22 protein-coding genes are annotated in these 24,226 nt (G+C 58.4%); 16 read left to right on the forward strand and 6 right to left on the reverse strand.

Annotated elements, in window-relative coordinates; translation table 11 throughout:
- Positions 1 to 133: 133 nt before the first annotated feature.
- The 4 genes from gltB (at position 134) to MDHKLMBL_RS17710 (ending at position 7,965) form a co-directional block, all read left to right on the forward strand.
- Positions 134 to 4,582: a glutamate synthase large subunit gene (gene gltB, locus MDHKLMBL_RS17695; RefSeq protein ID WP_104271682.1), complete on the forward strand. Its 4,449-nt coding sequence runs from the start codon at positions 134 to 136 to the stop codon at positions 4,580 to 4,582.
- A 72-nt stretch (positions 4,583 to 4,654) separates the two neighbouring features.
- Positions 4,655 to 6,073, forward strand: a complete 1,419-nt coding sequence (locus MDHKLMBL_RS17700; protein ID WP_008170781.1) for an FAD-dependent oxidoreductase — start codon at positions 4,655 to 4,657, stop codon at positions 6,071 to 6,073.
- 126 nt (positions 6,074 to 6,199) lie between these two features.
- Positions 6,200 to 7,264 (forward strand): uroporphyrinogen decarboxylase, encoded by a 1,065-nt coding sequence (gene hemE, locus MDHKLMBL_RS17705; RefSeq protein ID WP_104271685.1) that lies wholly within the window; start codon positions 6,200 to 6,202, stop codon positions 7,262 to 7,264.
- A 332-nt stretch (positions 7,265 to 7,596) separates the two neighbouring features.
- The gene (locus MDHKLMBL_RS17710) at positions 7,597 to 7,965 is read left to right on the forward strand and encodes a PilZ domain-containing protein (protein ID WP_104271688.1); all 369 of its coding nucleotides are present in this window, start codon (positions 7,597 to 7,599) and stop codon (positions 7,963 to 7,965) included.
- A 46-nt stretch (positions 7,966 to 8,011) separates the two neighbouring features.
- On the opposite strand, the gene radA is transcribed toward MDHKLMBL_RS17710, so the two are convergent.
- Both radA and ettA read right to left on the reverse strand, forming a co-directional pair.
- Positions 8,012 to 9,388 (reverse strand): DNA repair protein RadA, encoded by a 1,377-nt coding sequence (gene radA, locus MDHKLMBL_RS17715; protein WP_104271691.1) that lies wholly within the window; start codon positions 9,386 to 9,388, stop codon positions 8,012 to 8,014.
- Entirely contained in the window at positions 9,388 to 11,049 is a 1,662-nt protein-coding gene (gene ettA / locus MDHKLMBL_RS17720) for an energy-dependent translational throttle protein EttA (protein ID WP_104271694.1), read from the reverse strand. The genes radA and ettA overlap by 1 nt, the downstream gene beginning before the upstream one ends.
- A gap of 268 nt (positions 11,050 to 11,317) precedes the next feature.
- On the opposite strand from ettA, the gene glyA reads away from it, so the two are divergent.
- From glyA to MDHKLMBL_RS17760, 8 genes are all read left to right on the forward strand, one after another.
- Entirely contained in the window at positions 11,318 to 12,571 is a 1,254-nt protein-coding gene (glyA, locus tag MDHKLMBL_RS17725) for a serine hydroxymethyltransferase (RefSeq protein WP_104271697.1), read from the forward strand.
- Positions 12,572 to 12,648: 77 nt separating this feature from the next.
- Positions 12,649 to 13,167, forward strand: coding sequence for a transcriptional regulator NrdR (gene nrdR / locus MDHKLMBL_RS17730; protein ID WP_008170769.1), 519 nt, complete (start codon positions 12,649 to 12,651; stop codon positions 13,165 to 13,167).
- On the forward strand, positions 13,164 to 14,279 hold the full coding sequence (gene ribD, locus MDHKLMBL_RS17735) for a bifunctional diaminohydroxyphosphoribosylaminopyrimidine deaminase/5-amino-6-(5-phosphoribosylamino)uracil reductase RibD (protein WP_014576043.1): 1,116 nt from the start codon (positions 13,164 to 13,166) through the stop codon (positions 14,277 to 14,279). Before nrdR ends, ribD begins: the two co-directional genes overlap by 4 nt.
- Positions 14,280 to 14,343: 64 nt before the next feature.
- Entirely contained in the window at positions 14,344 to 15,459 is a 1,116-nt protein-coding gene (gene ribBA / locus MDHKLMBL_RS17740) for a bifunctional 3,4-dihydroxy-2-butanone-4-phosphate synthase/GTP cyclohydrolase II (protein WP_104271700.1), read from the forward strand.
- A gap of 47 nt (positions 15,460 to 15,506) precedes the next feature.
- The gene (gene ribH / locus MDHKLMBL_RS17745; protein ID WP_008170762.1) at positions 15,507 to 15,983 is read left to right on the forward strand and encodes a 6,7-dimethyl-8-ribityllumazine synthase; all 477 of its coding nucleotides are present in this window, start codon (positions 15,507 to 15,509) and stop codon (positions 15,981 to 15,983) included.
- Positions 15,983 to 16,459, forward strand: a complete 477-nt coding sequence (nusB, locus tag MDHKLMBL_RS17750) for a transcription antitermination factor NusB (protein ID WP_008170760.1) — start codon at positions 15,983 to 15,985, stop codon at positions 16,457 to 16,459. Before ribH ends, nusB begins: the two co-directional genes overlap by 1 nt.
- Positions 16,460 to 16,462: 3 nt before the next feature.
- Complete coding sequence (thiL, locus tag MDHKLMBL_RS17755; protein WP_104271704.1) at positions 16,463 to 17,419, forward strand: thiamine-phosphate kinase; 957 nt, start codon at positions 16,463 to 16,465, stop codon at positions 17,417 to 17,419.
- Positions 17,416 to 17,943, forward strand: a complete 528-nt coding sequence (locus MDHKLMBL_RS17760) for a phosphatidylglycerophosphatase A family protein (protein ID WP_104271706.1) — start codon at positions 17,416 to 17,418, stop codon at positions 17,941 to 17,943. The genes thiL and MDHKLMBL_RS17760 overlap by 4 nt, the downstream gene beginning before the upstream one ends.
- Before the next feature lie 17 nt (positions 17,944 to 17,960).
- On the opposite strand, the gene MDHKLMBL_RS17765 is transcribed toward MDHKLMBL_RS17760, so the two are convergent.
- Positions 17,961 to 18,164, reverse strand: a complete 204-nt coding sequence (locus MDHKLMBL_RS17765; RefSeq protein ID WP_008170755.1) for a DUF6316 family protein — start codon at positions 18,162 to 18,164, stop codon at positions 17,961 to 17,963.
- A gap of 179 nt (positions 18,165 to 18,343) precedes the next feature.
- Between MDHKLMBL_RS17765 and MDHKLMBL_RS17770 the strand changes: the two genes are divergently transcribed.
- Complete coding sequence (locus MDHKLMBL_RS17770) at positions 18,344 to 18,673, forward strand: DUF2057 family protein (RefSeq protein ID WP_241956266.1); 330 nt, start codon at positions 18,344 to 18,346, stop codon at positions 18,671 to 18,673.
- A gap of 33 nt (positions 18,674 to 18,706) precedes the next feature.
- On the opposite strand, the gene MDHKLMBL_RS17775 is transcribed toward MDHKLMBL_RS17770, so the two are convergent.
- Both MDHKLMBL_RS17775 and MDHKLMBL_RS17780 read right to left on the reverse strand, forming a co-directional pair.
- Entirely contained in the window at positions 18,707 to 20,236 is a 1,530-nt protein-coding gene (locus MDHKLMBL_RS17775; protein WP_104271708.1) for a WS/DGAT/MGAT family O-acyltransferase, read from the reverse strand.
- Between the two features lie 116 nt (positions 20,237 to 20,352).
- Positions 20,353 to 21,264 (reverse strand): LysR family transcriptional regulator, encoded by a 912-nt coding sequence (locus MDHKLMBL_RS17780; RefSeq protein WP_104271710.1) that lies wholly within the window; start codon positions 21,262 to 21,264, stop codon positions 20,353 to 20,355.
- Positions 21,265 to 21,379: 115 nt separating this feature from the next.
- Here MDHKLMBL_RS17780 and MDHKLMBL_RS17785 point away from each other — a divergent pair, with 115 nt between their 5' ends.
- Positions 21,380 to 22,366 (forward strand): glutathione S-transferase family protein, encoded by a 987-nt coding sequence (locus MDHKLMBL_RS17785; protein ID WP_104271713.1) that lies wholly within the window; start codon positions 21,380 to 21,382, stop codon positions 22,364 to 22,366.
- On the opposite strand, the gene ispB is transcribed toward MDHKLMBL_RS17785, so the two are convergent.
- Positions 22,359 to 23,327: an octaprenyl diphosphate synthase gene (ispB, locus tag MDHKLMBL_RS17790; protein ID WP_104271716.1), complete on the reverse strand. Its 969-nt coding sequence runs from the start codon at positions 23,325 to 23,327 to the stop codon at positions 22,359 to 22,361. The two genes, MDHKLMBL_RS17785 and ispB, sit on opposite strands and share 8 nt — an antisense overlap.
- A gap of 243 nt (positions 23,328 to 23,570) precedes the next feature.
- On the opposite strand from ispB, the gene rplU reads away from it, so the two are divergent.
- Positions 23,571 to 23,882: a 50S ribosomal protein L21 gene (gene rplU / locus MDHKLMBL_RS17795; protein ID WP_008170744.1), complete on the forward strand. Its 312-nt coding sequence runs from the start codon at positions 23,571 to 23,573 to the stop codon at positions 23,880 to 23,882.
- Between the two features lie 36 nt (positions 23,883 to 23,918).
- Complete coding sequence (gene rpmA / locus MDHKLMBL_RS17800; protein WP_008170742.1) at positions 23,919 to 24,179, forward strand: 50S ribosomal protein L27; 261 nt, start codon at positions 23,919 to 23,921, stop codon at positions 24,177 to 24,179.
- Positions 24,180 to 24,226: the final 47 nt, after the last annotated feature.

A 24,226-nucleotide genomic window follows, 5' to 3' on the forward strand; every position in this document is an offset into this window, starting at 1 on the left:
TCACGCCGATTTGAGTACGTATTTCTACGTGTGTAAAATAGCCAGCCCCCATTTTCAGTGTCGAAGGGTGGTTGTTTGGCTGTGCGCCAATTAACTCTTTGATTGAAAAGCATTTCTACGCGAGAGAACGCTTATGATGACAGGTTTGTATCATCCCGATGAATTCAGGGACAACTGCGGATTCGGTCTGATTGCCCACATGAAGGGCGAGGCCAGCCACAAGTTGTTGCAAACTGCCATCGAGTCTCTGACCTGCATGACCCACCGAGGTGGTATCGCTGCAGACGGAAAGACCGGCGATGGTTGTGGCCTTCTGATCCAGAGCCCGGATGGCTTTCTGAAAAAAGCCGCCAAGGCATCGTTTGGTAAGGAGCCGGGTGATCTTTTTGCTGTCGGCCAGGTCTTCCTGAACCCCGACGAAGCCAAGGCCTCGGCTGGTCGTGCGGCCATCGAGAAACGGTTGACCGAGCAGGGCCTGGAGATTCTCGGCTGGCGCGAAGTGCCAGTCGATGACAGCTGTCTCGGTCCTATGGCGCTTGATTGCCTGCCCCGTATCGAGCAGGTCTTCGTGGTGCCTGGTGGCAAGGCGGAGCGTGATTTTGCGATCAGTCTGTTCGTGGGCCGTCGCCACGCCGAAAGCGATATGGCCGACGATCCCGAGTTCTACATCTGTAGCCTGTCACACCGCACCCTGGCCTATAAAGGCCTGATGATGCCGGCAGATCTGGCCAACTTCTACAAGGATCTGGGTGACCCCGATCTCGAGACCGCCATCTGTGTTTTCCATCAGCGGTTCTCCACCAACACCATGCCACGCTGGCCGCTGGCCCAGCCGTTCCGGTATCTGGCTCACAACGGTGAGATCAACACCATCGACGGCAACCGTAACTGGGCCATCGCCCGGGCCGCCAAGTTCAGCTCTCCGGAATTGCCAGATCTGCAGACCCTGCAGCCTCTGGTGAACCTCACCGGTTCTGACTCCTCAAGCATGGACAACATGCTGGAAGTGCTGCTTGCCGGCGGTGTTGACCTGTTCCGCGCGGTCCGCATGATGATTCCGCCAGCCTGGCAGAATGTCGACAGCATGGATTCAGAGCTGCGTGCGTTTTACGAGTACAACTCCATGCACATGGAGCCCTGGGATGGTCCTGCCGGTCTGGTCATGTCGGACGGCCGCTATGCCGTCTGTATGCTCGACCGGAATGGTCTGCGCCCGGCCCGGTGGGTCATGACCAAGGATGATTTCATCACGCTGGCCTCAGAGATCGGAACTTACGGTTATCAGCCGGACGATGTGGTAGCCAAAGGCCGTGTCGGACCGGGTCAGATGCTGGCGATCGACACAGAGTCCGGTGAAGTCCTGCACACCAAGGACATTGATCAGCGTCTCAAGACCGCTCAGCCCTACAAGCGCTGGCTGCGGGAAAACGCTCTCCGCGTCGAGACCACTCTGAATCAGGATACCCCGGATTTCAGGCTGATGGATTCCGGCGAGCTTCTGGTGCACCAGAAGATGTTCATGGTCTCTTTCGAAGAGCGTGACCAGGTACTGCGTCCGCTTGCGGAGAACGGCCAGGAAGCGGTTGGATCCATGGGCGACGATACCCCGATGGCCGTGCTCTCGAGCAAGGTACGCCACGTGGCGGACTACTTCCGTCAGAAGTTCGCCCAGGTGACCAACCCGGCGATTGACCCGTTGCGTGAGTCGATTGTCATGTCCCTGGAGACCTGTCTGGGTGCCGAGCGTAACGTATTCGAGGAAACCGCCGATCACGCAGACCGCATTATTCTGACAACACCGGTTCTGTCGCCTGCCAAGTTCCTCAAGATTGCCAACAATGAGCGCCCGGGCTTCGAAGTCGCGCGTATTTCCATGAGCTACCGCCCGGAACAGGGATTGGAGCAGGCGATTCGCCAGGTTTGTGAGGAAGCGGAACAGGACGTCCGGGATGGTAAGGTGCTGCTGATCCTCACCGACAAAGATCTGAAGGAAGGTGAACTGCCGGTCAATGCCCTGATGGCAACCGGTGCGGTCCACCACCATCTGGTGAAGAAAGGACTGCGCTGCGATTCCAACATCGTTGTTGAAACCGGTTGGGCTCGCGATCCTCATCATTTCGCCGTGCTCTTCGGTTTTGGTGCAACGGCGGTCTACCCGTACCTGGCTTACCAGGTTCTGAACGACCTGATCCGTACCGGCGAACTGCTGATGGATCCGATTGATGCCAAGAATAACTACCGCAAGGGCATCAACAAAGGGTTGCTGAAGATACTGTCGAAGATGGGAATTTCCACCATCACTTCCTATCGTGGCGCCCAGCTGTTTGAGGCGGTCGGTCTGGCCGATGATGTCGTTGACCTGTGCTTCAAGGGTGTGCCCAGCCGAATTCAGGGTGCCGGGTTCTACGACTTCCAGCAGGATCAGGAGCAACTGGCGTCTGTGGCCTGGAAACCGCGCAAGCCCATCATTCAGGGTGGTCTTCTGAAGTATGTCCATGGCCAGGAGTACCATGCCTTCAACCCGGATGTGGTCGGCAAGCTCCAGGAGGCGGTAACCAGTGGCGACTATGGCCACTACAAGGAATACGCGGGTCTGGTTAACGAGCGTCCGGTTGCGACGCTCCGTGACCTTCTTGTCCTCCGGAAAGACATCAAGCCGATTGATATTTCGGAAGTAGAGCCGGTTGAAAACATCTTCCCCCGCTTTGATTCGGCCGGGATGTCACTTGGTGCCCTGTCACCCGAGGCCCATGAAGCCTTGGCGGTGGCCATGAATACCCTGGGCAGCCGGTCCAATTCGGGCGAGGGCGGTGAAGATCCCGCTCGCTACGGCACTGAAAAACGCTCGAAAATCAAACAGATCGCGTCCGGACGTTTTGGCGTTACAGCCGAATATCTGCGTAGTGCGGATGTCATGCAGATCAAGGTGGCCCAAGGTGCCAAGCCGGGCGAAGGCGGCCAGTTGCCCGGTGGCAAGGTCAATGAACTGATCGCCCGCCTGCGTTATTCGGTCCCGGGCGTAACGCTGATTTCACCGCCGCCGCATCACGATATCTATTCCATCGAGGATCTGGCCCAGCTGATTTTCGACCTCAAACAGGTCAATCCGCAGGCTCTGGTGTCTGTGAAGCTGGTCTCTGAGCCCGGCGTCGGTACGATTGCCGCAGGTGTGGCTAAGGCGTACGCCGACCTGATCACGGTGTCCGGGTACGATGGCGGTACAGCGGCGAGCCCGCTGACGTCGATCCGCTACGCCGGTTCTCCCTGGGAGCTGGGGCTTACCGAAACCCAGCAGGCGCTGCGAGCCAATGACCTGCGTGGCAAGATTCGCCTGCAGACTGATGGCGGCCTGAAAACAGGTCTGGACGTGGTAAAGGGCGCGATCCTTGGTGCCGAGAGCTTCGGTTTCGGTACCACCCCGATGGTGGCGCTGGGCTGCAAATACCTGCGTATCTGTCACCTGAACAACTGCGCGACCGGTGTGGCTACCCAGAACGACCACCTCCGTGAAGAGCACTTCAAGGGCACGGTGGAAATGGCGATGAATTTCTTCCGCTTCGTGGCCGAAGAGACCCGGGAGTGGATGGCCAAGCTGGGCGTGCGTACCCTGGAAGAGCTTGTGGGTCGCGTTGACCTGCTGGAGCGCCTGCCCGGTGATACCGAACGTCAGAAGAAACTGGATCTGAGTCGCCTGCTGTCTAACGACCATATTCCTGCAGACAAGCCGCAGACCTGTCAGGTCGAACGGAATCACCCGTTTGATGAGGGCAGGCTCGCGGAACAGATGGTTCAGGATACCGCTGCGGCGATCAAAGAGAAGAGTGGAGGCGCGTGGTCCTATCGAGTCACCAACTGTGATCGCTCTATTGGCGCCCGCCTCTCTGGCGAAATCGCCCAGATCCATGGTAACCAGGGTATGGTGGATGCACCGATCACCCTGGACCTGACCGGTACCGCTGGCCAGAGTTTTGGTGTCTGGAACGTGGGTGGTCTCAACCTGATCCTTGAAGGGGATGCCAACGACTACGTCGGTAAGGGCATGACCGGTGGCAAGCTGGTTGTGAAGCCGCCCCGCGGCAGCGCGTTCAAGACTCAGGAAACCTCTATCGTCGGCAATACCTGTCTCTACGGCGCAACCGGCGGCAAACTCTTTGCTGCCGGAACCGCGGGTGAGCGATTTGCAGTTCGTAATTCCGGTGCCCATGCCGTTGTGGAAGGCGCCGGAGACCATTGCTGTGAATACATGACCGGTGGTCTGGTGACGGTGCTGGGCTCTACTGGCCACAACTTCGGTGCTGGTATGACCGGTGGCTTTGCTTACGTCATGGATATCAACAACACGTTCGTGGACAAATACAACCACGAGCTGGTGGAAATTCAGCGGATTTCCAGCGAGGACATGGAGTCCTACCGCAATCACCTGCGTGGTGTTATCCGGGAGCACATCTCGGAAACCGGCAGTGAGTGGGCAGAGCACATTCTTGAGAATTTCGACGACTACATTGGCCGCTTCTGGCTGGTGAAACCCAAGGCTGCGAATCTGCGCAGTCTGCTGGCCAGCACCCGGGCGCGTCCGGAATAAGAGGCTGAGAGGGTTTGGGGCGAGCAGCCTGGCTGCCGCCCTTGTCGAAATCGAGTTGATGAGAGCATCCAGATGAAAGAACGACTGAGTAATGACTTCCAGTTTGTCGAGGTTGGACGTGTCGACCCGAAAAAGGTCCCGGCCAAGAAGCGGAAGAAAGAGTTTGGTGAAATTTACCACCCCTTCACAGCAGATAACGCGGCGTCCCAGTCCCATCGCTGTCTTGAGTGTGGTAACCCCTATTGCGAGTGGAAGTGCCCGGTTCACAACTATATTCCGAACTGGCTCAAGCTGGTTTCCGAAGGCAATATCATGCGGGCCGTCGAGTTGTGTCACCAGACCAACTCCCTGCCTGAAGTTTGCGGCCGGGTTTGTCCGCAGGATCGCCTGTGTGAAGGTGCCTGCACGCTGAACGACGGGTACGGTGCGGTTACCATCGGGTCTGTCGAGAAGTACATTACCGACACCGCCTTTGCCCTGGGCTGGAAACCGGATATGTCCGCCGTGAAGTGGACAGACAAGAAGGTTGCAGTCATCGGCGCTGGGCCTGCGGGTCTGGGCTGCGCGGACGTTCTGGTTCGCAATGGCGTCAAGCCGGTTGTATTCGATATCTATCCGGAAATCGGTGGCCTGCTGACCTTCGGCATTCCCGAGTTCAAGCTGGAAAAATCCGTTATGACCCGTCGCCGCAAGGTGTTCGAGGAGATGGGCGTGGAATTCCGCCTGTCTACCGAGGTGGGCAAGGACGTTCAGCTGCAGGAGATCATTGACGAGTACGATGCCGTTTTCATGGGCATGGGCACCTACACCTACATGAAGGGAGGTTTCCCGGGTGAGAACCTGCCGGGCGTGTACGATGCACTGCCGTTCCTCGTTTCGAACGTCAACCGTCGTCTCGGCTTCGAGAAAGACGAAGCAGACTTCATTGACATGAAAGGCAAGCGGGTTGTTGTCCTCGGTGGCGGCGATACGGCGATGGACTGCAACCGCACCTCGATCCGTCAGCAGGCCGAGAGCGTCACCTGTGCCTACCGCCGGGACGAAGCCAACATGCCGGGTTCTCGCCGGGAAGTGGCCAACGCCAAGGAAGAGGGCGTTAAGTTCCTCTTCAATCGTCAGCCCATCGCCATTATTGGTGAAGACCGGGTTGAGGGTGTGAAGGTGGTTCAGACCCGTCTGGGCGATCCGGACGAAAATGGTCGTCGCCGTCCGGAAGTGGTCCCGGGTAGCGAGGAGGTTATTCCTGCGGACGCGGTTCTGGTCGCCTTCGGTTTCCGTCCGAGCCCGGCCGACTGGTTCGATGAGCTGAAAGTGAATACCGACGATTCGGGCCGGGTAACTGCTCCGGAAGGCGCAGAGTTCATGTTCCAGACCAGCAACGAGAAAATCTTTGCGGGCGGGGACATGGTCCGCGGTTCGGATCTGGTCGTAACCGCTATCTGGGAAGGCCGTCAGGCTGCCGAAGGCATCATGGATTACCTGGATATCTGATTGCACGGTTGATCCTGATGAGAAGGGCGGTTTCCTAAGGGAAAGCCGCCCTTTTTTATTCCCGCAAACCGGGTATTATGGCCTCCATCCAATTTTCCCCTTTGTACAGAACACGCTGGATTTTCTATGACCGAGCTGAAGAATGATCGTTTCCTGCGCGCCCTGATGCGCCAGCCCGTGGACCGCACACCGGTTTGGATGATGCGACAGGCAGGGCGATACCTGCCGGAGTACCGTGCGACCAGGGCAAAAGCCGGCGACTTTCTCAGCTTGTGCAAGAACACGCCGTTGGCCTGCGAGGTAACTCTGCAGCCTCTGGAACGTTTCCCACTGGACGCGGCGATCCTGTTTTCAGACATCCTGACGATTCCGGACGCTCTGGGTCTTGGTCTGTACTTCGAGACCGGTGAAGGCCCGAAATTCCGGAACACGATCCGCTCCGAAGCCGATGTTGCGGCTTTGCCGAAGATCAACGCCGAGGTGGATCTGGACTACGTTATGAACGCGGTTTCTACCATCAGGGGTGCCCTGAACGGCAGCGTTCCCCTGATCGGTTTCTCCGGCAGCCCCTGGACCCTGGCGACTTACATGATTGAAGGTGGCTCTTCCAAGGATTTTCGGGAGGCCAAGAAGCTCATGTACGGTCAGCCGGAGGTTATGCACCGCTTGCTGGATCATCTGGCGGATGCGGTCATTGATTACCTCAACGGCCAGATCAAGGCCGGTGCCCAGGCTGTACAGATTTTCGATACTTGGGGCGGCGTTTTGAGCAGCTGGGCGTACGAAGAGTTCTCGCTCCGCTACATGAAGAAGATCGTTGACGGTCTGATTCGCGAGAATGATGGTCGCCGGGTACCGGTGATTCTGTTCACCAAGAACGGCGGCCAGTGGCTGGAAACCATTGCTGATTCCGGTGCAGATGCCGTTGGCCTGGACTGGACCACCGATATCGGCAATGCCCGCGCCAGAATTGGTGACCGTGTGGCACTCCAGGGCAACATGGACCCAGCCATGCTGTATGCGCCGCCAGAGCGGATTCGCCAGGAAGTGGCCGATATCCTGAGGCGCTTCGGTTCCGGCTCCGGCCATATCTTCAACCTTGGTCACGGCATTACGCCGGATGTGGATCCTGAGCATGCCAAGGCGTTCATTGAGGCCGTGGTAGAATTAAGCCCGGAATATCACCGCTGAGTGTTGGAGTCCGTTCTCTTCTAGCCTTTAAGTAAGTGCCTTCGGCCGCCGAACGGGCCCTTCCAAAAAACCGCTACGAGCACATCCCTGTGCGCTTGTCCTCGGCCATCCTTGGCCTCCGACATTTTTGGAAGGGCCCGCTCGGCGGCCTTGATCTGACTCTGGGTTAGGTCGCTATATATGTGATGAATGGGTAAGTCCCGTAGGTCGGATTAGGCGCGCAACGCGCGCCGTAATCCGACATCCGAGGCCCCCTTAAAAACTCCTCTGGATGCAATCTCCTGTCCGGTCTATAGTCAGGTAAAACAAGACCGGTAAACAGGAGTAACCCGTTGCCCACCAAGACCCCCGAAAAACGCCGGTTCCACCGGATCGAATTCGATGCGCCTTGCGAGCTCCATTGCCAGGAGTCCGTATGGACGACGGAGGTGCTGGATATTTCGCTGAAAGGTGTTCTGGTAAAGCGGCCGGAGGGGTGGCAGGTGCCGTTAAAACAGCCCTGTGAGGTGATTGTCCACCTGAACGACCATGAGGCGGGAATCGTCATGGCCGTGGAGCTTCGGCACGTGGAGCCGCACCGGTTGGGTTTCAAATGCCAGTACATTGACCTTGATAGTGCCACGCATCTTAAACGTCTGGTCGAATTGAACCTTGGTGATCAGGCCCTTTTGGAAAGAGAGTTTGCCCACCTGATTGATTAGTCGGCCCCTCCTGCCAACCACTCCGTGAGCTCAAAACCACGAGGGCCTAGAGCTCTTCGAGGGCAGTGAGCGCATCACTCAGTTTGGTCACCGGAATCACCTTCATGCCGTCGATGGCCTTCCTCGGGGCATTGGATTTTGGCACCAAGGCCCGGGTAAAGCCGTGCTTGGCGGCTTCATAGATGCGTTCTTGGCCGCTGGGCACCGGGCGGATTTCGCCAGAGAGGCCCACTTCGCCGAAAATCACCAGGTCCTGGGGCAGGGCGCGGTCGCGGAAGGAGGAGACGATGGCGGCCAGCAGGGCCAGGTCGGCGCTGGTTTCGTTGACCTTTACGCCGCCAACCACGTTCACGAACACGTCCTGATCGGACACGTGCATGCCGCCGTGGCGGTGCAATACAGCAAGGAGCATGGCCAGCCGGTTCTGATCAAGGCCAACCGCGACCCGTCTCGGGTAGCCGCCCTGAGCCATATCGACCAGAGCCTGGATTTCTACCAACATGGGGCGGGTACCTTCCCAGACCACCATCACCACGCTTCCCGGGGCCGCGTCTTCGCCGCGGTTCAGGAAGATCGCGCTGGGGTTCTTCACTTCCTTCAGGCCCTGCTCCAGCATGGCGAACACGCCCAGCTCATTCACCGCACCGAACCGGTTCTTGATGCCACGGAGCGTTCGATAACGACTGTCGCTGGAACCTTCCAGCAGGATCGAGCAGTCAATCATGTGTTCCAGGACTTTCGGGCCGGCCAGGCTGCCGTCTTTGGTGACATGGCCGACCAGGAACAGGATGGTGCCCGTCTGCTTGGCGAAACGGGTGAGGTAGGCGGCGCTTTCGCGTACCTGAGAGACACTGCCGGGGGCGGACTCGATATCTGCCATGTGCATCACCTGAATACTGTCTACCACCAGAATCCGGGGTTTTTCTGCCTCGGCGACCTGCATGACTCGTTCGACACTGGTTTCAGACAGCATCTTCAGGTCTTTGGTCGGAAGGCCGAGCCGTTTGGCGCGCATGGCCACCTGCTGGAGGGATTCCTCACCGGTGACGTACAAAGCGGGGACGCTGGCAGCCAGATGGCAGACGGCCTGGAGTAGAAGGGTGCTCTTGCCCGCGCCCGGGTGGCCGCCCATCAGAACAGCCGAGCCCTCGACGAGGCCTCCGCCCAGAACCCGATCAAACTCCTGCATGCCGGAGCTGATACGGGGCTGCTCTGCCAGGCTGACATCATCCAGGCTCTGGACCTCGGACAGGCTGCCGGCAAAGCCCGCAAAGCGGCCACCGCGGGCGCCTTTGCTGTTGCTGCTGACGCCGCGGACTTCGCTGATGGTGTTCCAGGCCTGGCAGGCCGTGCACTGGCCCTGCCATTTGGAATAGTCTGCACCGCATTCGGTGCAGACGTAGGCGGTTCTGGTTTTCGCCATCAGGCCAGCTTCTTGTACTTCATGCGCTGCGGCTGCATCGCAGAATCACCCTTGCGCTTCTTGAAGTCCTCGTCGTACTCGGTGAAGTTGCCTTCGAAGTACACCACTTCGCCATCATCTTCGAACGCCAGAATATGGCTCGCTACGCGGTCGAGGAACCAGCGATCGTGTGAGATCACCAGGGCAGAGCCCGGGAAGTTCAGCAGGGCTTCTTCCAGGGCCCGGAGGGTTTCCACGTCCAGATCGTTGGTCGGCTCATCCAGCAGCAGCACGTTGCCGCCCTGTTTCAGCAGCTTGGCCAGGTGCAGGCGGTTGCGCTCACCGCCGGACAGGTCGCCAACCCGCTTTTGCTGGTCGCTGCCCTTGAAGTTGAAGCGGCCAACGTAGGCCCGCGATGGCGTCTCGTAGTTGCCAACCTTGATGATGTCATTGCCGTCGGAGAGTTCCTCCCAGACGGTTTTGCTGCCGTCGAGGTCCCGCATCTGGTCCACGTAGGCCAGTTCCACGGTTTCGCCGACGGTAATGTCACCGGAGTCCGGCTTGTCGAAACCGGCAATCATCTTGAACAGGGTGGATTTACCGGCGCCGTTACCACCGATAATGCCCACGATGGCACCCGGCGGTACGCTGAAGGACACGCCTTCATACAGCAGGCGGTCACCGAAGGACTTGCTGATGCCGTCCACCTCGATCACCTTGTTGCCCAGCCGTGGTCCGGGCGGAATGTAGAGTTCGTTGGTTTCATTTCGCTTCTGGAATTCCTGGGAGCTCATCTCCTCAAAGCGGGCCAGACGGGCCTTGCTCTTGGACTGACGGCCCTTGGCGTTGCTGCGTACCCACTCCAGTTCCTGCTTGATGGCTTTCTGGTGAGAAGCCTCCTGCTTGGACTCCATCTCCAGGCGCTTTTCCTTGTTCTCCAGCCACTGGCTGTAGTTGCCTTCAAACGGAATGCCGTGGCCACGGTCCAGTTCCAGGATCCAGCCGGCGACGTTGTCGAGGAAGTAGCGGTCGTGGGTGATGGCGACCACGGTGCCTTCGTAGTCGTGCAGGAAGCGCTCGAGCCAGGCCACGGATTCGGCATCCAGGTGGTTGGTGGGCTCGTCCAGCAGCAGCATGTCCGGGCCGGACAGCAGCAGGCGGCAGAGGGCTACCCGGCGGCGCTCACCACCGGAAAGAACGCTGACTTTCTGATCCCAGGGCGGAAGACGCAGGGCGTCCGCGGCAACTTCCATCTTGCGCTCGATATCGTGGCCGTCAGTGGCCTGGATGTAGGCTTCCAGCTCGCCCTGCTTCTTGGCCAGGGCATCAAAATCCGCATCCGGTTCGGCGTAGGCGGCGTACACCTGGTCCAGTTCGGCCAGGGCGTCGTGGACGCTGGAAACCGCCTCGTCGACGATTTCCTTGACGGTTTTCTCTTCGTCCAGCTCCGGCTCCTGGGGCAGGTAGCCCACGTTGATGCCGGGCTGCGGGCGGGCTTCACCGATGTAATCCTGATCCACGCCCGCCATAATGCGGAGCAGGGTGGATTTACCGGCACCGTTGAGACCCAGAACGCCGATTTTGGCGCCAGGGAAGAAGCTCAGTGAAATGTCCTTCAGGATCTCGCGCTTGGGCGGGACCACCTTGCCCACGCGGTTCATGGTGTAAACGTATTGGGCCATGTTGGCGTACACCTCTTGATATAACAGGTTCGTGAATTCGGAAACTGACGGCTCGGGCTAATTGCTATTGATCCGGTAAGGTATCGAAACCTACCTTTGATAGCAATTGAGCAGAAACCGGAGTTGGCCGCATGCCGGTATCTGCGGACGGTATAAAGGATGATTTTTCACCCGTTTGTAAGATAGAATAGCGGCCCAATTTTTCAGGGAGCCTGCGGAGATCGCCAAAGCTCTCCGGGCCAGCCAAGCACACAGGGGCAGCGCATCCATGTTTAATCGTGAAATGAAAATCGCCGGCTTTGACGACGAACTCTGGAACGCCATGCAGGCGGAAGAGAAGCGTCAGGAAGCTCACATCGAGCTGATCGCGTCCGAGAACTACACCAGCCCCCGGGTGATGGAAGCCCAGGGCAGCGTGCTGACCAACAAGTACGCGGAAGGCTATCCGGGCAAGCGCTACTATGGCGGCTGCGAGTTCGTGGATATTGCCGAAGACCTGGCGATTGAGCGTGCCAAGGAGCTGTTTGGTGCTGCCTATGCCAACGTCCAGCCACATTCCGGCTCCCAGGCCAACTCCGCTGTCTTCATGGCCCTGCTCAAGCCCGGTGATACGGTTCTGGGCATGAGTCTCGCCCATGGTGGACACCTCACGCACGGCGCCAGTGTCAACTTCTCGGGCAAGATCTACAATGCCGTGCAGTACGGTATTAACACCGACACCGGCCTTCTCGACTACGATGAGATCGAATCGCTGGCTCTCGAGCATAAGCCAAAAATGATCATCGCCGGCTTCTCCGCTTACTCCCAGGAGCTGGATTTTGCCCGCTTCCGCGAGATTGCCGACAAGGTGGGTGCCTATCTGTTCGTTGATATGGCCCACGTAGCGGGTCTCGTAGCCGCCGGCGTTTACCCGGATCCAGTTCCCCATGCCCACGTTGTTGCAACCACGACTCACAAGACCCTTCGCGGTCCCCGTGGTGGTCTTATCCTGGCCTGCGATGACGCTGATCTGCAGAAGAAGCTGAACTCTGCGGTATTCCCGGGCGGCCAGGGTGGCCCGCTGATGCACGTGATTGCCGCGAAGGCGGTGTGCTTCAAGGAAGCCATGAGCGACGATTTCAAGACCTACCAGCAGCAGGTTGTGAAGAACGCCTCCGCCATGGCCCAGGTGTTTGTGGATCGTGGCTATGATGTAGTTTCCGGTGGCACCAGGAACCATCTGTTCCTGGTCAGCCTCATCAAACAGGACATTACCGGAAAAGATGCGGATGCGGCGCTGGGTCGTGCCCACATCACCGTTAACAAGAACGCGGTTCCCAATGATCCGCGGTCTCCGTTTGTCACCTCCGGTCTTCGCATTGGCACCCCGGCAATCACCACCCGTGGTTTCGGCGAGTCCGAGTGTCGCGACCTCGCTGGCTGGATCTGCGACATCCTCGATAACCTGGACGACGAGGCGGTCAACAGCCGGGTTCGTGAGCAGGTAAGTGCACTCTGCGCCCGTTTCCCTGTCTACGGCTAATCGTTTTATAGCTAGACTACAGGCATGACCTGCCGGGCCGACTTTTCGGCCCGGCTTCCTCTTCGGAGCTCCTGACTATGCATTGTCCCTTCTGTGGTGAAGCAGATACCAAGGTGATTGACTCCCGGCTGGTGGCCGAGGGTGATCAGGTGCGTCGCCGCAGGGAATGTCTGTCCTGTCGGGAGCGTTTTACCACCTTCGAATCTGCCGAGTTGGTGATGCCAAGGGTGGTCAAACAGGATGGTACCCGACAACCGTTTGATGAGGAAAAGCTGCGCGCCGGGCTGATGAAAGCGCTGGAAAAGCGCCCCGTGAGCATTGAACAGATTGATGCGGCTCTCAATCGGATCAAATACCGGTTGCGGGCGACCGGAGAGCGGGAAGTGAAGTCCATGCAGTTGGGTGAAGAGGTGATGACCGAATTGCGCCAGTTGGACAAGGTTGCCTATGTCCGCTTCGCCTCGGTATATCGCAGCTTTCAGGATATCAACGAATTCAAGGAAGAGATCGAGAGGTTGTCGGCCAGCAACGGTGAGGCAGCCGTGGATGTTGCCAAAGCGCTGGCGGATAACCACGCCCCGAAAGGCAAGGCATGATCGAGAACCGCGACAGGGCCATGATGGCGCGGGCTGTCCAGCTTGCGTGGCGCGGTCGGTACTCTACCCACCCTAATCCACGGGTTGGGTGTGTCATTGCCCGGGGAGATCTGGTTCTTGGTGAGGGGTGGCATGAGCGTGCCGGAGAAGCCCACGCCGAGACCCGTGCCCTGAGCCAGGCCGGTCCGGATGCCCGGGGTGCGACAGCGTATGTAACACTGGAGCCGTGCAGCCATTTTGGCCGGACGCCGCCCTGCGCCAGGGCGCTGATTGATGCTGGTGTTGCCCACGTCTACGCCGCAACCAAGGACCCGAACCCCTCGGTGTCTGGCCGTGGGCTGGACATGCTCAGGGAAGCTGGAATCCGGGTTACTGAAGGCCTGCTGGCGGAAGAAGCTGCCCGCCTGAATCCGGGCTTCATGAAACGCATGAACACCGGCCGACCCTGGGTGCGGCTCAAAATGGCGGCAAGTCTTGATGGCCGTACCGCCATGGCTTCCGGCGAGAGCCAGTGGATTACCGGTCCTGAGGCACGTCGGGATGTCCAGCGTCTTAGAGCGATCAGTGATGCCATTCTGACCGGTGTCGGAACCGTGCTCGCCGACGACCCCTCATTGACGGTCCGGCGCGAGGAACTGGGGGATATTGGTGACGCGACGGAGCCGTCCAGGCAGCCGCTTCGGGTGATTGCCGACCGCGATGCGCGCACACCGTCGTCTGCGAAGATCCTCCAGGGCGGTAACGTGCAGGTGTTCTGTGCGTCATCAACGCTGGCCACTGCGCCAGCCCAGGACCTCGCGGCCCTGGGCATCAGCCTTACCGGTGTCGCCTGGAAAGATAACGGGATCGACCTGGCCGAGCTGCTGGACTCGCTCGGCGAGCTCGGAATCAACGAGCTGCTGGTGGAGGCGGGACCCACTCTGGCCGGCACCTTTATTAACGAAAATCTGGTCGACGAACTCTGGCTCTATCAGGCGCCGGTTTTCCTCGGCAGCACGGGACGTCCGACCGCACATCTGCCGCTGGAGACCATGGCAGATAAAGTACAATGGAAGGTGCTGGACCGACGTCAGGTAGGTGAGGATCAGCGTCTGATCCTCACCCGCCGGTAATCCATAAACTCAGGTTGTTCCGGCAGCAATTATTTGCCGGAGCGCCGCAAGGGTGCAAAACCATATGGCACTGAACAGCATTGAAGACATCATTGAAGATATCCGTCAGGGCAAGATGGTCATACTGATGGATGACGAAGATCGCGAGAATGAGGGCGATCTCGTGATGGCTGCTGAGCATTGCACGGCCGAAGCCATCAATTTCATGGCTCGTTTTGGTCGTGGCCTGATCTGTATGCCGATGACCCGGGATCGCTGCGAGCAACTGGGTTTGCCGTTGATGGTCCAGCAGAACGCCTCCGGCTTCGGAACCAAGTTTACCCTCTCGATTGAGGCTGCCGTGGGTGTGACCACTGGCATCTCGGCGGCAGACCGTGCACGCACGGTGCAGGCAGCGGTAGCACGCAACGCAAAGGCCAGTGATCTGGTTCAGCCTGGCCATATTTTCCCGTTGATGTCTGATCCCGGCGGTGTTTTGAGCCGCGCGGGGCACACCGAAGCATCCTGTGACCTCGCCGCACTGGCAGGTTGCGAGCCGGCAGGCGTGATCTGCGAGATCATGAATGACGACGGCTCTATGGCCCGCCGCGAAGACCTGGAGCGATTCGCCGAAGAGCACGACCTGAAGATTGGCACCATTGCCGATCTGATCCACTACCGCACCATCAACGAGCGAACCGTTGAGTGTGTGGAAGAAAACGACCTCGACACCGAGTACGGCGTGTTCAAGCTTCGGACATACCGTGACAATATCCAGGGAGCCACCCATCTGGCGATGTTGATGGGAGACATTTCTCCCGATGAACCGGTCTATGTCCGGGTCCATATCACGGACACCCTTCGGGACCTCCTCGGTGCGCGCCGCAAGGATTCTCGCAGCTGGCCCCTGCATCACGCCCTTGAAAAGGTGGCAGAGGAAGGCCGGGGCGCGGTCGTCCTGCTGAACAGCGCCGAGGACAGCTATAACCTGGAAGACCGGATCCAGGAATTCTTTGATGAGGGTAAGGGCTCCTCCGGCAAGGGAAGCTCCGGCGTTTACTTCACGGTTGGTACCGGCTCCCAGATTCTCCGGGATATTGGTGTTGGAAAAATGCGCCTGCTGAGCCCGCCGATCAAATTTTCCGCCATTTCCGGTTTCGATCTGGAAGTGGTCGAATACGTTCCCTACACCCCCGAATGATAAACCCGGTCGTGGCCCCGATGCCGCGACACGTGAAGGAGCCATCGATGGCAGATATCAGAGTAATTGAAGGTGATTTTACCGAGTGCAGCGGGCGCTATGCGCTTGTAGTGGGCCGTTTTAACGGCTTTGTTGTGGAAAGCCTGGTCGAGGGCGCGCTGGATACCCTGCGCCGTCACGGTATTTCCGATGACGACGTCACCATCGTCCGCGTGCCGGGAGCCTATGAAATGCCCCTGGCCGTCAAGCGCGTTGCCGAAACCGGTGAGTACGATGCGATTATTGCCCTGGGTGCAGTTATCCGTGGCGGCACTCCGCATTTCGAGTATGTTGCCGGCGAGGCCTCCAGCGGCCTTGGCGCGGTCAGTCTTGATACCGACGTGCCGGTAACCTTCGGTGTGCTGACGGTGGATTCCATCGAACAGGCCATCGAGCGTTCCGGAACCAAGGCCGGTAACAAGGGTGCCGAAGCGGCAATCACCGCCCTTGAAATGGTCAGCCTGTTCAAGAAGCTGGGTGAGTAATGAGCGAAACTGAAGGTACATCACCGCAGCCGGCTCCGTCTGGCCAACCGAAAGCCGGTGATCGACGCCGTGCCAGGGCCCTCGCCATGCAGGGGCTCTATCAGCGCCATTTCAGCAAGACGGCGATTTCTGACATTGAAGCCGAGTTCATGGTCGACAACGACATGAGCAAGGTCGACCTGCTGTATTTCCGGGATCTGCTCCGTGGGGTACATCGCGAGCAGGGCGAACTGGACAAGCTGATTGAGCCGTTCCTGGATCGGCCTATAAAAGAGGTTGATCCCGTGGAACTGGCGATTGTCCGCCTGGGAGCCTATGAGCTCAAGCATCGGCTTGATGTGCCCTACAAGGTGGTCATTAACGAGGGCATTGAAATGGCCAAGCGCTTTGGTGGCACCGAGGGTCATAAATTTGTTAACAGCATTCTCGACAAGCTGAGCGGCCGACTCCGGCTTGCCGAGACCCGCGCTCGCTAGTCGATGGGCGAATTCGAGCTGATTCGCCGTTACTTTCTGCCGCTTGCCGGGCGGCAGGAATCCGGATCCCTGATCTTGGGCCCAGGTGACGATTGCGCGATTCAGCGTATTCCCGCAGGCCGGGACCTTGTCTTTTCTGTGGACGCCCTCGTGGAGGGTGTCCACTTTCCCCGAAACTACCGTCCCGATTATCTGGGCTGGCGGGCACTTGCCGCCGCTGCCAGCGATCTTGCTGCCATGGGTGCCGACCCGGAATGTTTCACGCTTGCACTGACGCTGCCAGCCGTGGATGAGCAGTGGCTTGAAGACTTCTCGATGGGATTGCGAAAGGCTAGCGAGGCGTTTGGTCTGGAGCTGGCCGGCGGGGATACCACCTCCGGGCCTCTCACCCTGAGCCTTCAGGTGCATGGCACTGTAGAGCAGGGAGCCGGGATTCGACGCTCCGGCGCCCGTCCCGGAGATCTGATTGCCGTGTCCGGAACCCTGGGGGATGCCGGCGCCGCTTTAGACTATCTTTCGGAGCCTGCCCCTTCCGCTGACATGCTTGCCGTGCTCGAACGCTATCACCATCCCTGGCCGAGACTGGATCTGGCAGGTGCTATACGCCAATATGCCACTGCGGCGGTTGATATCTCTGATGGCTTGCTGGCAGATCTCGGGCACATTCTTTCCGCATCAGGGGTCGGTGCCCAGATCGAGAGTGCCAGGATGCCTCTTTCGCCAGCGCTTGTTCGGCTAAAGGGTGAGAAGGCCCTGGACTGCGCACTGCGCTCCGGAGACGATTACGAACTGTGCGTGTGTTTCTCGCGAGAAAACTGGGAGCGTGCCCCGGAATCACTGAAGCGCCAACTCACCGTGATCGGCTTCGTTGACGCTGAGCCGGGCCTGTATCTCGACGGTGTCGATTGCGGTTTGGAAGCGGTGCCCGCCGGGTTTGACCATTTCAGGAGTGAACTATGAGTCAGGAAGGCGAGACCCCGGAACCGGAGGCGCCGGCAGTCATACTCCCGCCGGGATTCTTGCGTAACCCGGTGCATCTGCTCGCTTTTGGTTTTGGCAGCGGTGCAACGGCGAGGGCGCCCGGCACCTGGGGCAGCCTGGCCGCGATTCCGCTGTGGTATGTCTTCGCCTGGTTACCGCCCGTGGGCTACTGGCTGGTGGTACTGGCTGCTTTTATCGCAGGTATCTGGCTCTGCGGAAAGACCGCTGAAGACCTGAAGGTTCACGACCACGGCGGCATTGTCTGGGACGAATTCGTCGGGATGTGGATTGCCCTTGGCCTCTTCCCCGACACTATCTATGGGGTTCTGGGGGCGTTCGCTCTGTTCCGGCTTTTTGATATTGCAAAACCGTGGCCCATCAGTTGGCTGGACCAGCACCTGCCTGGCGGTTTGGGTATTATGGTTGACGATGTTATTGCCGGCGTCATGGCCCTGATCTGCCTGTGGGCAGTAGACGTGTGGCTTGTGCCCGTCATGGTTTAGACGGGCACGAAGGCCTGTCAGTGAAGCTGTTGTTCTTCCGGCAGCATACGGACCACGTGCAGAAAGCGCTTGAGGCCTGTTTCCGCCCGCTCCCGTGAAGCGAACGGGCCACTGTCAAACCCTTCCCGGGTGGTAAAGTACCATTTGCTCCCTACGCAGAAGAATCGACTACTGCGAAAGGGAACCGGCCCTTCTTCTCCGGTCCTGCGATGGGTGTCCATGGCGTCTCCTGTACTGCCCGCTTTTTGTTCTTGCTTCTCGGGCGCCGCGTTAATATCAGCCGATCTGTTTAAAATTAACCCAATTCGGGGCGAATTCAACATTTTTTTACAATTTTACGGGTTGGGTCTCAATCGGGATCTGCGTTGAAAAAGCCGGAGTGGGTCAGCGAAGCCCGCCGTTGTCTTGCACTCGTCAGAATGCTACCAAAGCGGCAGAAGCCGGTGAAACCTATCGTTTCGACTTTGATCAGCCGGAGTCTCGTCAGGAAGCCGAGCAGGAAATGCCGGAGTTCTCCGCTGCTATCGTTTCTTCTGCCGGAATGACCGTGGCAAGCTCAACCGTTTGGGATGGGAAAGAGCAAATGGCCGCTTCCCGCACGCCGATTCCGGCGTCTTCTTCCGACGGCACGCCGGTTAGCGGTGATAATGCGCTTGAACAGCTCAAAACCATCTGGGAAACAGCGAGTGATGAGGAGAAGAAGGCGTTTCTTCGTTGGGCGTTCGAATAACCTGGGACGTGCTTGAGCGTTTCCGGGGCCCGTTCAGGCCCGGAAACGTTTCAGGGCTTTCTTGAGAAGGCCCTCCATCGCGGTCATGGCATCATCTGCGAGGGTCTGTGTTGGGGAGGCTGCGGTGGGTTCTTTGGTTTCCTCTGTTCCGAGCCGTTCCATGGCCGCTTCAATGGCGTTGAGGCTTTCATCCACGTGAGCCTGCAATGACTCTCCGTGGGCCACCACATCGGGGCAGGTGGTGAAATTCAGTGTCAGCCTTCCCTCATAGCTCACCGCTACAATCACCAGTCCCATACTGTCGAACAGCGGCGCCGTATTGTATTGCTGAACCAGGCGTGCACCCTGCAGATACAGTGGAACCTGTGGTCCGGGAACGTTGGTGATTGGCAGATTGAATACCGGCTGGTAACGCTGGGCAATTTGCAATTCCGAATAAAGCCTCGCGGACAGCGCCAGCATGGTTGAAGGCAGCAGTTCCGTCAGCCGATCTGCAGCAATAGCCTCCCGGTAGGGCTCCGAAGCAACCGCGTTCCAGTGTATGCGCCGTATCCGCTGGGCGGGATTGGTTTCATCGGTCGCCAGATCCAGCAGCATGGCAGACATCTGGTTCCCGGTGGCTCGGCGCAGGCTGTTGGAACGAACCGAAATCGGTGTCATTGCCACCAGGGACTTGTCGGCATTGGCGCCCTCGCTGATCAGATAGCGCTTCAGGGCCTCGGCACAAAGGCCCAAAACCACATCGTTCAACGTTACGTCCCCGAGAAACGCCTTGATCGCCTTCAGGCGCGAAAGCTCCACGCTGGCGGCGACAATCTGCCGATTTGCCGTAATCTGCCGATTGAAAGGGCTGTTTGGGGCGGAAAACAGGGGCAGCGGGAGTGGCAGTTTGCGTAATTGCTTCTGGATCAGTCCCCGGGCTGTAGCCTCGGCTGCGTTGAACGCCAGAGAGGTGAACTGCAGTGGCGTGCGAATGATGTTCGCACCGGCCTGGAGCATGACCCGTTCTTCCGAGGGTTCTGGTCTGGGCTGCCAGGGTCGAGGTGGCGCAATCGGGCTGGGCTCGGGCGTATACTCCAGCAGTTTGCCAATAATCTCCTCACCACTGAATGCGTCGATGGCAGCGTGGTGCAATTTGACGATCAAGGCGAAGCCGTCACTGCCGGTGTCCTCCTCGTCCAGTTTGAAACCGTCTACGAAGGTGATGTGCCACAGCGGGCGGTCCCTTTTCAGAGGTTCTTCCAGAATCCGTGAGGCCAGCGTCATCAGGCTTGCCTTGCGGCCGTGTTCGCCCAGATTAACATAGGCAAGGTGGCGCTCGATGCTGAAATCGGGGTCATCAATCCAGTAGGGGCGGCCCAGGCGCAGGGGAATTTCTTTCAGGCGTTGCCGGAAAACCGGCACAACATGCAGGCGGCTTCGAAGGTAGGCGACAAAGGTGCTGAAGGCCAGCGGTTTCTCCCGTTCGGAAGCATCGAAGAGGTAGATGCCTCCGATGTGCATCGGTGTGGTTTCCGACTCGAGATACAGGAACGAGGCATCCAGTTCCGACAGTTGCCGCATCAGAGAGCTCCCTTCGGCGTTGGTTTCAGCTGCAGTATAAACGAAGTGCCCGCGCAAACGGTTGACTCATTTGCCTGGTATGACTTCGAGTTGGAGTCATACCATTTGCTTTATTTTCAGCCTGTTAGCCAGTCTGAAACGGCTCCCTCCGCGCTGAGTCGGTCCCAGAACCACATCAGGGCCTTGCCCTGGTCCTCGGCATGCCTGGCCAGGTGCAGTTTGATTGGCTGGCGAGATTCCTGAACTTCCTTGATGACCAGTTTGCCTTCCTTCAGTTCTGCGCTGATTCGTGCCCTTGGTAACCATCCCACGCCGAGGCCGGCTACCTGTATGGCGATCTTCTGGTCAATGTTGGCCACCGTCAGGGTTCGCTGGCGGTGGAATATGCCGGCGTGGCCCGGAGGCAGGGACCTTGATGTATCTGCAGCGACGGCTGCTGGATAACGTGAGATATCTTCCTCGGAAAGCGGGGCTTGGGCATCGGCCAGGGGGTGATCGGCGGCAACGGCGAATACGAATGTCATCTCGCCCAGGGATTGGGTTGTGTAGTTTCCCGCAGGCTTGCTGAAATTATCGGCGCCGATGATCAGATCCACGCGGCGGCTTTGCAGAGCATCCCAGGTTCCGGCAAAGACCTCTTCCACAATTTGTACATCTACCGGTACGCCGAGCTCATAGAATTCCTGGATTGCCGGAAACAGGCATTCCGCTGGCAGCAGTGAGTTGAACCCGATCCGCAACCGCGTTTCCCAGCCCTGGGCGACCTGGCGTGTGGTGTGCGCGAGGTTTTCTGCCGCCTCGAGCAGTGTGCGACCCTCTTCCAGAAGGTAGCGGCCGGCCGGTGTCAGTCGGGCGCGGTGACCGGTTCGGTCGTAAATGGCGACATTCAGGTCCTCTTCCAGCTTCTGCACGGTGTAACTGATGGCGGAGGGAACCCGGAACAGTTCGTTGGCGGCACCGGCGAAACTGCCTTTGCGGTCAATGGCATCAAGGACTTTGAGGGCGTCAATGGTGATGGCTGTATGCATGTTCGAATTATCTGAGGTTGTTGGCCAGAAATGCTTGTTTGAGAGCGTAGCAGGGTCCCCGGTATTCTGCCTGTATTGATTTCATCATGTTCAGGAATTTTAACGGGAGGGCTTTATGGGCCTGCTGATTGATGGCAAATGGCACGACAAGTGGTATGACACCGACAAGACCGGTGGCAAGTTTGAACGGGAAGCAGCGCGTTTCCGGAACTGGGTGACCGCCGATGGCTCGCCGGGGCCGGATGGCGAAGGCGGTTTCAAGGCGGAATCAGGGCGCTATCATCTCTATGTTTCAATGGCCTGCCCCTGGGCGCACCGGACGTTGATTTTCCGGAAGCTTAAAGGTCTGGAGAAGCACATTTCGGTGTCAGTGGTGCACCCTGACATGGTTGAAAACGGCTGGGAATTCCGGCCGGACAGCGAGCAGCACCGGGACCATCTCCATGGATTCCGCTTCATGCATCAGGTCTATACCAAGGCTGCCCCGGAATATTCTGGGCGGGTAACAGTGCCGACCTTGTGGGATAAAAAGAAAGAAACGATTGCGAGCAACGAGTCGGCCGAAATTATCCGGATGTTCAATTCGGCATTTGATGGCCTTGAGGGTGTTCGTACCGATCTGGATTTCTATCCCGGAGAGCTGCAAGAAGAGATTGATACTGTGAACGCCCGGGTTTACGACACGGTTAATAATGGCGTTTACAAAGCGGGCTTTGCCACTGCCCAGGATAAGTACGAGGAAGCCTACAATGCGCTGTTTGATTCTCTCTACTGGCTTGAGGAGCGGTTGTCTTCTCAACGGTATCTGGTCGGTGGCCGGCTGACCGAGGCTGACTGGCGGTTGTTCACCACGTTGATCCGGTTTGATGCAGTGTATTACAGCCACTTCAAGTGCAACCGCCAGCGGATCAGCGATTTCCCGGCGCTTTCAGCCTATGTTCGGGACCTCTACCAGGTGCCAGGCGTGGCGGAGACCGTGGATATTGGTCAGATCAAACGCCACTACTACGTAAGCCAGAGAACCATCAACCCGACTCAGATAGTACCGGTTGGTCCGGAGCTGGACTTTGACTCACCCCACGGGCGTGAGTCGCTTAGCTAACTCTTGCGACTGCGACCTCGGTCAGCAGTTCCATGGCTTCTTTATGGCCTGAGTCTGGCAGGGGTTGAAGGCAGGTCTGGGCCAGTTCCGCCTGCTCCCGCGCTTTTGCCATGGTGTATTCGATTGCGCCTGAGCGCTCAACAATATCGAGGATGCGGGGCAGATCGTCCAGGCCGCCCTTGCGGATGGCCTGACGGATCAACTGCCGTTCTTCCCCGGTGCCATGGCTCATGGCGTGGATCAGCGGCAGGGTGGTCTTGCCTTCAGCCAGATCGTCGCCCACGTTTTTGCCCATGGCTTCGGCGTCGCCGCGGTAATCCAGGACATCGTCCACCAGCTGGAAAGCCAGGCCCAGATGCTTGCCGTAGTCTTTCAGGCCCAGCTCCTGCTCTGCATTGGCGTTGGCAAGCAGTGCGCCGGTGTGGGAGGCGGCTTCGAACAGCATGGCAGTCTTGTTGTGGATGACCTTCATGTACTGCTCTTCGGTGAGGTCCGGGTTTTTCACGTTCATCAGTTGCATAACCTCGCCCTCGGCGATTACCGCCGTGGCGTGGGACAAAACGTCCATGATTCGCAGGCTTTTAAGCTCCACCATCATCTCGAAAGCACGGGCGTAGAGGAAATCACCTACCAGAACGCTGGGTGCGTTGCCCCAGCGGGCGTTGGCGGTGCTTCGGCCGCGGCGCATGTCCGAGGTGTCTACTACATCATCGTGCAGCAGGGTGGCGGTGTGCAGGAATTCGATCACGGCTGCGAGCTTGAGGTGGTCGTTTTCCTCGTAGCCGGCGGCCTGGCTGGAAAGCAGAACCAGTAGCGGTCTCAAGCGCTTGCCGCCGCTTTCAATGATGTACTGGGCGATTTTCTCCACCAGGGGAACATCTGAGGAAAGCCGCTGGATGATCAGATCATTAACGCGGCTGAAGTCGTCGGCCACGGTGTCGTAAATGCGCTGGGCTGTCATGCGGCTTGTGGATCCCTTGCTGGTGTTATCGTCGTTACGATCGTTGATATTAAAGGCAGGTCGCGGCAATGCTAGGTATTGCCGAAGGTAGTGTCAACTTGGCTTGTGTTGCGGTGCGTCTTTTCGTACAATCACGCGCCCAACTCATCCCAACCTGCGCTCCCTGCTATAGGGTCGCCAGAGCGCCTCCCTTAGAACCAGGTGGATAAGAGCAGGGATGGGTCAATCGTGGAGAACGAGTGAATGTACGCAGTTATTGTTAGCGGTGGCAAGCAGCACCGTGTAAAAGAAGGCGAAACCCTGAAGCTGGAAAAGCTGGAAGTTGAAACCGGTGGCAACGTTGAGTTTGATCGCGTTCTGCTGATCGCCGACGGCGACAAGGTTCAGGTAGGCGCGCCGGTAGTTGATGGTGCCAAAGTGACCGCAGAAGTGGTTAGCCACGGCCGTCACGACAAGGTTCAGATCATCAAGTTCCGTCGTCGTAAGCATCACATGAAGCGTCAGGGCCACCGTCAGTGGTTTACTGAAGTCAAGATCACGGGTATCAAGGGCTGAGGCTCTCGAATTACCCCTTAAATAAGGAGGCTGGTAATGGCTCATAAAAAGGCAGCAGGTAGTACCCGTAACGGTCGCGATTCCGAGTCGAAACGACTTGGTGTGAAGCGCTTTGGCGGCGAGACTGTATCTGCAGGCAGCATCATCATCCGTCAGCGTGGCACTCGTTTCCACGCTGGTAGCAATGTTGGCATTGGCAAGGACCACACCCTGTTTGCGAAAGCAGACGGCCAGGTGAAGTTCGAAACCAAAGGCCCGCAGAGCCGTAAGTTCGTGAGCATCGTTCCGGCTGCGTAAGCAGCGGCGATCCGGTTCTGTCGAACCTTGGGTGGCGCTGATATCCT

Origin of the sequence: Marinobacter flavimaris (assembly GCF_002933295.1) — a bacterium.
Classification (GTDB): domain Bacteria; phylum Pseudomonadota; class Gammaproteobacteria; order Pseudomonadales; family Oleiphilaceae; genus Marinobacter; species Marinobacter flavimaris.

What these genes read in the sequence shown, in the direction of transcription:
- nusB (WP_008170760.1), top strand. Translation starts at nt 15,983, where the DNA reads ATGAGCGAAACTGAAGGTACATCACCGCAGCCGGCTCCGTCTGGCCAA.
- ribH (WP_008170762.1), top strand. Translation starts at nt 15,507, where the DNA reads ATGGCAGATATCAGAGTAATTGAAGGTGATTTTACCGAGTGCAGCGGG.
- radA (WP_104271691.1), bottom strand. Translation starts at nt 9,388, where the DNA reads ATGGCGAAAACCAGAACCGCCTACGTCTGCACCGAATGCGGTGCAGAC.
- MDHKLMBL_RS17760 (WP_104271706.1), top strand. Translation starts at nt 17,416, where the DNA reads ATGAGTCAGGAAGGCGAGACCCCGGAACCGGAGGCGCCGGCAGTCATA.
- gltB (WP_104271682.1), top strand. Translation starts at nt 134, where the DNA reads ATGATGACAGGTTTGTATCATCCCGATGAATTCAGGGACAACTGCGGA.
- MDHKLMBL_RS17785 (WP_104271713.1), top strand. Translation starts at nt 21,380, where the DNA reads ATGGGCCTGCTGATTGATGGCAAATGGCACGACAAGTGGTATGACACC.
- glyA (WP_104271697.1), top strand. Translation starts at nt 11,318, where the DNA reads ATGTTTAATCGTGAAATGAAAATCGCCGGCTTTGACGACGAACTCTGG.
- MDHKLMBL_RS17765 (WP_008170755.1), bottom strand. Translation starts at nt 18,164, where the DNA reads ATGGACACCCATCGCAGGACCGGAGAAGAAGGGCCGGTTCCCTTTCGC.
- ribBA (WP_104271700.1), top strand. Translation starts at nt 14,344, where the DNA reads ATGGCACTGAACAGCATTGAAGACATCATTGAAGATATCCGTCAGGGC.
- ribD (WP_014576043.1), top strand. Translation starts at nt 13,164, where the DNA reads ATGATCGAGAACCGCGACAGGGCCATGATGGCGCGGGCTGTCCAGCTT.
- thiL (WP_104271704.1), top strand. Translation starts at nt 16,463, where the DNA reads ATGGGCGAATTCGAGCTGATTCGCCGTTACTTTCTGCCGCTTGCCGGG.
- nrdR (WP_008170769.1), top strand. Translation starts at nt 12,649, where the DNA reads ATGCATTGTCCCTTCTGTGGTGAAGCAGATACCAAGGTGATTGACTCC.
- ettA (WP_104271694.1), bottom strand. Translation starts at nt 11,049, where the DNA reads ATGGCCCAATACGTTTACACCATGAACCGCGTGGGCAAGGTGGTCCCG.
- rpmA (WP_008170742.1), top strand. Translation starts at nt 23,919, where the DNA reads ATGGCTCATAAAAAGGCAGCAGGTAGTACCCGTAACGGTCGCGATTCC.
- MDHKLMBL_RS17700 (WP_008170781.1), top strand. Translation starts at nt 4,655, where the DNA reads ATGAAAGAACGACTGAGTAATGACTTCCAGTTTGTCGAGGTTGGACGT.
- MDHKLMBL_RS17775 (WP_104271708.1), bottom strand. Translation starts at nt 20,236, where the DNA reads ATGCGGCAACTGTCGGAACTGGATGCCTCGTTCCTGTATCTCGAGTCG.
- hemE (WP_104271685.1), top strand. Translation starts at nt 6,200, where the DNA reads ATGACCGAGCTGAAGAATGATCGTTTCCTGCGCGCCCTGATGCGCCAG.
- ispB (WP_104271716.1), bottom strand. Translation starts at nt 23,327, where the DNA reads ATGACAGCCCAGCGCATTTACGACACCGTGGCCGACGACTTCAGCCGC.
- MDHKLMBL_RS17780 (WP_104271710.1), bottom strand. Translation starts at nt 21,264, where the DNA reads ATGCATACAGCCATCACCATTGACGCCCTCAAAGTCCTTGATGCCATT.
- rplU (WP_008170744.1), top strand. Translation starts at nt 23,571, where the DNA reads ATGTACGCAGTTATTGTTAGCGGTGGCAAGCAGCACCGTGTAAAAGAA.